Source organism: Rhodococcus sp. NPDC057014 (genome assembly GCF_042673295.1).
GTDB lineage: Bacteria > Actinomycetota > Actinomycetes > Mycobacteriales > Mycobacteriaceae > Rhodococcus_F.
Map to the genome: position 1 here is coordinate 1 of NZ_JBHUSF010000394.1, position 7,231 is coordinate 7,231.

At 68.5% G+C, this 7,231-nt stretch carries 9 protein-coding genes; 5 read left to right on the forward strand and 4 right to left on the reverse strand.

The window, feature by feature from the left end; translation table 11 throughout:
- Positions 1-175: 175 nt before the first annotated feature.
- The 4 genes from ACFTZB_RS40630 to ACFTZB_RS40645 all read right to left on the reverse strand — a co-directional run bounded on the left by ACFTZB_RS40630 (position 176) and on the right by ACFTZB_RS40645 (position 3,322).
- Positions 176-1,372, reverse strand: a complete 1,197-nt coding sequence (locus tag ACFTZB_RS40630; protein ID WP_378440843.1) for a PPE family protein — start codon at positions 1,370-1,372, stop codon at positions 176-178.
- 34 nt (positions 1,373-1,406) lie between these two features.
- Positions 1,407-1,712, reverse strand: a complete 306-nt coding sequence (locus tag ACFTZB_RS40635; RefSeq protein WP_276136712.1) for a PE family protein — start codon at positions 1,710-1,712, stop codon at positions 1,407-1,409.
- A 151-nt stretch (positions 1,713-1,863) separates the two neighbouring features.
- On the reverse strand, positions 1,864-2,214 hold the full coding sequence (locus tag ACFTZB_RS40640) for a metallopeptidase family protein (RefSeq protein WP_012691102.1): 351 nt from the start codon (positions 2,212-2,214) through the stop codon (positions 1,864-1,866).
- A gap of 1 nt (position 2,215) precedes the next feature.
- Complete coding sequence (locus tag ACFTZB_RS40645) at positions 2,216-3,322, reverse strand: septum formation family protein (RefSeq protein ID WP_378440846.1); 1,107 nt, start codon at positions 3,320-3,322, stop codon at positions 2,216-2,218.
- 81 nt (positions 3,323-3,403) lie between these two features.
- On the opposite strand from ACFTZB_RS40645, the gene ACFTZB_RS40650 reads away from it, so the two are divergent.
- The 5 genes from ACFTZB_RS40650 to ACFTZB_RS40670 form a co-directional block, all read left to right on the forward strand.
- Positions 3,404-3,823, forward strand: coding sequence for an ankyrin repeat domain-containing protein (locus ACFTZB_RS40650; RefSeq protein WP_378440848.1), 420 nt, complete (start codon positions 3,404-3,406; stop codon positions 3,821-3,823).
- Positions 3,824-3,856: 33 nt separating this feature from the next.
- The gene (gene serS, locus ACFTZB_RS40655; protein ID WP_072938633.1) at positions 3,857-5,113 is read left to right on the forward strand and encodes a serine--tRNA ligase; all 1,257 of its coding nucleotides are present in this window, start codon (positions 3,857-3,859) and stop codon (positions 5,111-5,113) included.
- 90 nt (positions 5,114-5,203) lie between these two features.
- Positions 5,204-5,386: a bacterioferritin-associated ferredoxin gene (locus ACFTZB_RS40660; protein WP_378440851.1), complete on the forward strand. Its 183-nt coding sequence runs from the start codon at positions 5,204-5,206 to the stop codon at positions 5,384-5,386.
- 90 nt (positions 5,387-5,476) lie between these two features.
- Positions 5,477-5,962, forward strand: coding sequence for a bacterioferritin (gene bfr, locus ACFTZB_RS40665; RefSeq protein WP_378440853.1), 486 nt, complete (start codon positions 5,477-5,479; stop codon positions 5,960-5,962).
- A 103-nt stretch (positions 5,963-6,065) separates the two neighbouring features.
- On the forward strand, positions 6,066-7,231 hold a 1,166-nt coding region (locus ACFTZB_RS40670), incomplete at its 3' end, for an MFS transporter (protein WP_378440855.1).

The following is a 7,231-nucleotide window of genomic DNA, read 5'->3' on the forward strand; positions in this document are numbered from 1 at the left end:
TCGGCGGCGCCGCGGAACGCGGCGTCCCTGGCGTCGTACGTGTCGTACCGCGGGGCCGCGTCGAGCACCACCGGCAGCACATCGAGCGCGAGCATGTCGACGAGGTAATCCATTTCGTCGAGGCTCAGGGTCACCGCCGGCAGGGTCGGTACGTCCGGTCGGGTGCCCAGGTCGATCACCGTCCGGACTCCCGGTGGTCGGGGTTCGCGCCGATGACCGAGGGAATGACCGTGCGCCCGTCCGCGAAGTGCTCGAAGTTCTTCAGGTAGTCGGGGGTCTCCCGCTCGTCGTCGTCCTGTGAACCGGGCGCACCCGCCCCGCGACCGACCGACATCGGTGCGCCGCCGGTGCCGCCGCGTGCCGTCGCGGCCGGGTTCACGTCGGCGCGAACGTCGCCGATCACCCCGCCGGGTGCGGCTGCCGGTGCGCCGGGCCGTGCGCCCTGACCACCGTCCGTCTTGCCCCAGCCCTCGGGCAGCGTCGCCCCGCCTGCCGCGGCGGCGCCGATACCGCCGACGGAGGTGCGGGCCGCCGCGGCACTGGTGGACGCGGACCCGCCGCCGTACGAGCCACCCGACAGCATCGCCGCGCCGCCCGTCATCGGGGTGGCGCCACCGCCGGTGACCGCGGACAACGCCGCGCCGCCGATGTTGCTCGCCGCCGACGTGGCGGTGGAGACGGTGGTGCCCGCGATGCTGCCGACCTGCGACGCGGCCGTGGTGACGGCCGGATTCTGGCCCACGGCCATCACAGCGGCCGCGGCAGCGCGCGTCGGATCGAATTCACCGTCGGACGGGATTTCGTCGAAACTCCCGACCTCCTTCGAATCGGCCTTGGTGACGATCCGAGGGGGCTGCCGGTACGCGCGCTTCAGCGCGAGGATGTTCGACGCGGCCTCGTAGCCCTCCATCACGAGCCCCGCGCGGATGTCCATCGCACGGTCCGCGGCCTCCGCGGCCGCAGCGGTGCCGTTGAGTGCACCACCGGTCGTGTACGCGGTGGCCTTCGCGGTCTTCACGGCGACGATCTCGGGAATGCTCGGCATGATGAGCGCGGCGGTGGTGTACGCGCCCGCTTCGAGCCCCGCCTTCGCGGCCGTGTCCGCGGCGAGTTCCGCGCATTCGGCCGTCCACACCGCGAACGGGGTGATCTTCGCGAGTGCCGCGACCGCGGACACACCCTGCCAGCCGGCCGCGAGTTCGGCCATCACGCGGACCAGCGTGAGGTTGGCGTCGACGAAGCTGGTGGACAGCGCCGTCCACGCCGCACTGGCCACACTGAGCGGCACCGGTCCCGCGCCCGCGACGAGGGTGGTCGAGTTGACGGTTGCCCCCCGGGGCAACCAGATGACACCTGTCAGTCCCATGGTCATGTCTGATCTCCTGGTGGTTTCGAGGCGCCGGCCGTCACATGCCCGCAGCGAGGGTCGCGCCGAGCGCGACGTCTTCGGCGACATACAGCGCGGCCTGGGTGCGGAGCGTGTTCGCGGTCTCGCGCATCTCGAGAATGCCCTGCGCGACAGCGGGGGTGAACGTGCTGGCGACCGTGTTGAAGTAGCCGGCCGCGTGCAGGGAGACCTCTTCGCTCCCGGAGGGGAGCACACGGATGGCCGCGGAGTTGAGGGCGACGGCCGCCTCGAGCCGCGCGGCGAGCGCGTCGAGTTCCACGGCGGCGGCGACGAGAGCTTCAGGTGCGACGTGCAGATCCGGCATGTGCGTCGAACTCCTTCTTGACCTAGGCAGGCGGAAGGCAGTTGCCCCCCCGGCAAACGAACTGCATGTGCAGCTGTCCCTACACACTTGGACGCCGCACCGCGCTCTTCGGTTCCCCCCGATCCCGAGAAACTTTTCCCGGGAAAACCGTTCATCCCCAGCCGAGCTCGTGCAAGCGATCTTCTTCTATCCCGAAGTAGTGCGCAACCTCGTGTATCACGGTGACGGCTACCTCGTGGACGACTTCCTCCTCCGAGCTGCAGATTTCGAGGAGGGCGTCGCGATAGACGGTAATGGTATCGGGCAGCGATCCGCCGTAATGACTGTCTCGTTCCGTCAGCGCGATCCCGTGATACAGGCCCAGCAGATACGGGTCCTCGTCGTTGCGGTCGTCGACCAGGACGACGACGTTGTCGATCGCGGCCGCGAGCTGGGGTGGGATCAGATCGAGTGCGTCGCCCACCAATTCCTCGAATCGGCCGGGCGTCATGCTCACCGCCACATCAGTTCCCGGGGGGCGGGGCCGCGCCGGGGAGCGGTGTCGGCATCGACCTGCCCTCCGGGACCGGCGGCGGAGGCACGGGCGCGGCGCCGTTGATGAGGATCTCGCCCTTCGCCGAACCGGTGATGGTCGAGAAGCCGCCTGCGTCGGTCTCCTTACCCACCGAGCAGTTCACCCGTCTGCTGCCCGCTAGCCAGCTGTCGAGTTCCAGGTTGTCCCAGAACAGCGTGAGCGTCTTGTTCCGCAGCGCGTCGGCGGAACCGAGGTATTCGTTGGCGGCCTGCGTGCACACGCCTTCGAGATACTTGTCCTGATCCTCGACGGACGGCATCGACGACGGGAACTGGGTGGCCAGGTCGACGACGGAGATCACTTCGAAGGCATGGGGTTGCGCGCAGTCGACGGGATCGGTCGGCACGTTCTGATTGATCCCGATGCACGTGCCCGGATCCCAGATGTTGGATTGGTCCTGCTCGGCCACCTTCCCGGTGAACGGCAGCAACGTTCCTGCCGTGCTGGAGAATTGGAGGCCGCACCGCAGGGTGCGTTCTCCCGACGCCCAACCGGACTCGCTGGGGAACATCAGACCCACACTGAATTTGCCGTACGGATCGAACTTCGCGCCGAGGTACGTGTCGACGGCGGGCACGCAGTGCTCGTCCCGCAGCGCGGCGAACCGCAGCGCACCCGGGTACCGCGAACCCGGACCGAACTCGGCCCCCGGATAGACGCTGAGGTCCAGCGGCGCCGCCACCTCGAACCGGTGCTCGTCCGCGCAGTCGACCTTCGCGACGTCCTTGCGGTCTTCCTGGGGGTCGTTCGACGGCGTCCAGTCGAGGCAGTCGCCGGCCGTCGCCGAAGAGAACGCATCACCCTCCACCGAACCCGTCGCCTGCGGTCCGGCACCCGTCGAGTGCGCGGGCAGGTTCTCGCTGCGGTTGAAACCGCCGGCGATCGCGACCGTCGCGATGGCCGCCACCACGGCGCCTGCCGCGACGGCCGCGAGCGCGCGACGCGTCGTGGTCGCGGACATGCTGCGGCGAGCCTTCTCCGGTTGCCCGCCATTCTGCGGCTGGGGGTCGGCGCCGTTCGACTGATCTGAGGACATCGATTTCCATAATGCCCGTTCCGGTCGAGGAAGCAGAACAACTCCCGCAATCGGCTCGAACCCGGCGTACCTTCGACCACCATGAGCGACGACTCCCAGCGCCCCGCCGAGCCGGTGGATCCCGAACTGCAGGAACTCGCCGGGCGCGTGTTCGACACGGCACGATCCGGCGACGCCGTGTCCCTCGCCACGTACCTCGACGCGGGCGTCCCGGTGAACCTGGCCAACCAGAACGGCGACACGCTGGTGATGCTGGCCTCCTACCACGGTCACGCCGAGGCCGTTCAGGTCCTGATCGACCGCGGGGCCGACGTCGACCGGCTCAACGACAAGGGGCAGTCTCCGCTGGCAGGGGCGCTGTTCAAGGGGGAGGACGCCGTCGTACGAGCCCTCGTCGCCGGTGGTGCCGACGCCACGGCGGGCCACCCGACCGCCGTCGACGCCGCCCGGATGTTCGGTCGTGAGGACCTTCTGACGCTGCTGGAACCGAAACCGGAGTGAGCCGCTCCCCGGCGCCCGGTAGGGTTTGAAGCCGTGATTGACCTGAAGTTCCTCCGCGAGAACCCCGACGCCGTCCGCGAGTCGCAGCGCACCCGTGGCGAAGATCCCGCCCTGGTCGACGCGTTGCTCGAGGCCGACGCGTCCCGTCGCGCCGCCGTTCTCGCCGGCGACAACCTGCGCGCCGAGCAGAAGGCGTTCGGCAAGAAGGTCGGTCAGGCGTCCCCGGAGGAGCGTCCGGCGCTGCTCGAGGGATCCAAGGAACTCGCGGCCAAGGTGAAGCAGGCCGAGGCCGAGCAACACGAGGCGCAGGCCGCGCTCGACGCCGCGCATCGGGCGATCTCCAACGTCGTCCAGGACGGCGCCCCCGCGGGCGGGGAGGACGACTTCGTCACCCTCGAGACGGTCGGGGAGATTCCCGCGTTCGACTTCGAACCCAAGGACCACCTCGAGCTGGGTGAGTCGCTGGGGCTGATCGACATGGAGCGCGGCGCGAAGGTCTCGGGCGCCCGCTTCTACTTCCTCACCGGCTTCGGCGCCATGCTGCAGCTGGGAATGCTGCAGCTGGCCGCGCAGAAGGCGATGGCCAACGGGTTCCAGATGATGATCCCGCCGGTGCTGGTGCGACCGGAGATCATGGCGGGAACCGGGTTCCTCGGCGCCCACGCGGACGAGATCTACCACCTCGCCGACGACGACCTCTACCTCGTCGGCACGTCCGAGGTCCCGCTGGCCGGGTACCACTCGGGCGAGATCCTCGACCTCGCCGACGGCCCCAAGCGGTACGCCGGCTGGTCGACGTGCTTCCGCCGCGAGGCGGGCAGCTACGGCAAGGACACCCGCGGCATCATCCGGGTGCACCAGTTCGACAAGGTGGAGATGTTCACCTACTGCAAGCCCGAGGACGCCGACGCCGAGCATCAGCGCCTGCTCGCGTGGGAGCGCGACATGCTCGCCGCCATCGACGTGCCGTACCGCGTGATCGACGTGGCCGGCGGCGACCTGGGGTCGTCGGCGGCCCGCAAGTTCGACTGCGAGGCCTGGGTGCCGACCCAGCAGGCGTACCGCGAGCTCACGTCGACGTCCAACTGCACGACGTTCCAGGCACGTCGCCTCGGGGTGCGGTACCGCGACGAGAACGGGAAGCCGCAGACGGCCGCGACCCTCAACGGCACCCTCGCCACCACCCGGTGGATCGTCGCCATCCTGGAGAACCACCAGCAGTCCGACGGCACCGTGCGGGTGCCCGAGGCGCTCGTGCCGTTCGTCGGGACGGATGTTCTGAAACCGTGATGCGTTTCCCCGAAATTTTGGGAAGGCTACCCTTGCGCGAACACGAAAATGATGTAACCCTTACCTAATCAAGTTGGTAAGGAGCTCCACATGTTCGTGTGCATCTGCAAGGCCGTGACGGAAGACGAAGTGCACGAGCACTGCGCCGCCGGGGCAGACAGCGCGGATGCGATCGGTGAGCGTTGCGGCGCCGGCTGGGGATGTGGAACCTGCGTCGATCGGTTGAAGGAGATTCTGGGCGAGCAGACGGTCGTCGGCAGCACGGCTGCGTGACGAAACTGCAGCACAACTGAATCCCGCGATTCGCCTCACGGGCGTATCGCCAGTGGTACGTTCGCCTCAACCGGGGCGAACGGAGAAGTCATGCGTGGCGACGACGAAATCATTGCTCTTCTCAACGAACAGTTGACCAGTGAGCTGACCGCGATCAATCAGTACTTCCTGCACTCGAAGATGCAAGCCAATTGGGGATTCACCAAACTTGCGGACAAGACTCGGGCTGAGTCCATCGAAGAGATGATGCACGCCGAGATCCTCACCGACCGGATCCTGTTCCTCGAAGCGCTTCCGAACTATCAGAAGCTGCTGCCGCTGCGCATCGGGCAGGACCTGCGAGAGCAGTTCCACTCCGACCTCTCCATCGAAGTCGAGGTCGTCGAGCGCCTGCGTCCGGGCATCCAGATGTGCCGCGAGAAGGGCGACGCCACGTCGGCGAAACTGCTCGAGGGGATCCTCAAGGAAGAAGAGGATCACATCGACTACCTGGAGACGCAGATCGAGCTGATGGACAAGATGGGCGACCAGCTCTACATGGCACAGCTCGTCGATCAGCCGCCGACTGTCGGCTAGGCCGAAACGGGGTGACACTCCCGGCGCGGAGTGCGAGACTGGGCGCGTGAGATATCCCGCCGCCCAGCCTTGACCCGGTTCACAGCGTTCTCTCGCCGTCCGCGTGGTCGGCTATGTCTCCACGCGCGATCTCATCCCGCTCTACGGTCTGTACGACCTGCTGTTCGCAGACCACGGATTGAGCGTCGGTCAGATCTCGTCCCTGTTCGTCATCTGGTCGGTCGTGTCCTTCGCCGCCGAGGTGCCGTCCGGCGCGTGGGCCGACACCGTGTCCCGACGTGGCCTCCTGGTATTCGCATCCGTGCTGTACACGGCCGGGTTCACCGTGTGGATCCTCGTGCCGTCGTATGCGGGTTTCGCGGCAGGATTCGTGTTGTGGGGCATCAGCGGCGCCATCCAGTCGGGCACATTCGAGGCGCTGCTGTACGACGAACTGGTGGCGCGCGACGCTGCCGGTGATTTCGCGAAGTTGCTCGGCTACGCCAACTCGGGCGCCATGGTGTGCAACCTTCTCGCGACGCTGACGGCCGCGCCGCTCTACGTCCTCGGCGGATACCCGCTGGTCGGGTGGGTCAGCGTCGGCGCGACCGTGGTCCACGGCTGCTTCGCCCTGCTGCTGCCCGCGGCACCGAAGGTCGAGGAGGCGGACGAGACCCTCGAGGCCGCGGACGACCGGCTGGGTCTCGCGGCCCGGTACGCCACGATGCTGCGGGCCGGCCTCGGCGAGGTGACGCGCGAGGCCGTGGTGCGGCGCGGAGTGCTGCTGTCGGCGGTGCTGATCGCGTTTCTGGCGTTCGACGAGTACTTCGGGCTGCTCGCGCGCGACGGTGGCACGGCGACGGCGTCCGTACCGCTGCTCGTCGCGATCACGGTGAGCGGTCAGGTCGTCGGCACCGCCCTCGCCGGACGTACGGCGTCGATGCGTGCCGTGACGATGGGGCGGGCCGTCGCCGTCGCCGCGATCCTCCTCGGCGGGGGAGCGCTGCTCGGCGGTGTCCCCGGATTCCTCGCGCTCGGCGTCGGCTACGGCATCCTCGGCAACGCGATGATCGTGTCGGAATCGCGCGTCCAGGATGCGATCACGGGCCCCGCGCGCGCCACCGTCACCTCGGTCGCCGGACTGTTCGGTGAGGTGGCCGCGGTGCTGATCTACGCAGGCTTCGCCGTCGGGTCGCTGTGGCTGTCGGTCACCGCGCTCGTCGCGGCGCTGGGTCTGCCCGTGCTGCTGTCGGCGGTTCTGGTGCGCCGGTGGCTGCCGCCGCTCGTGCA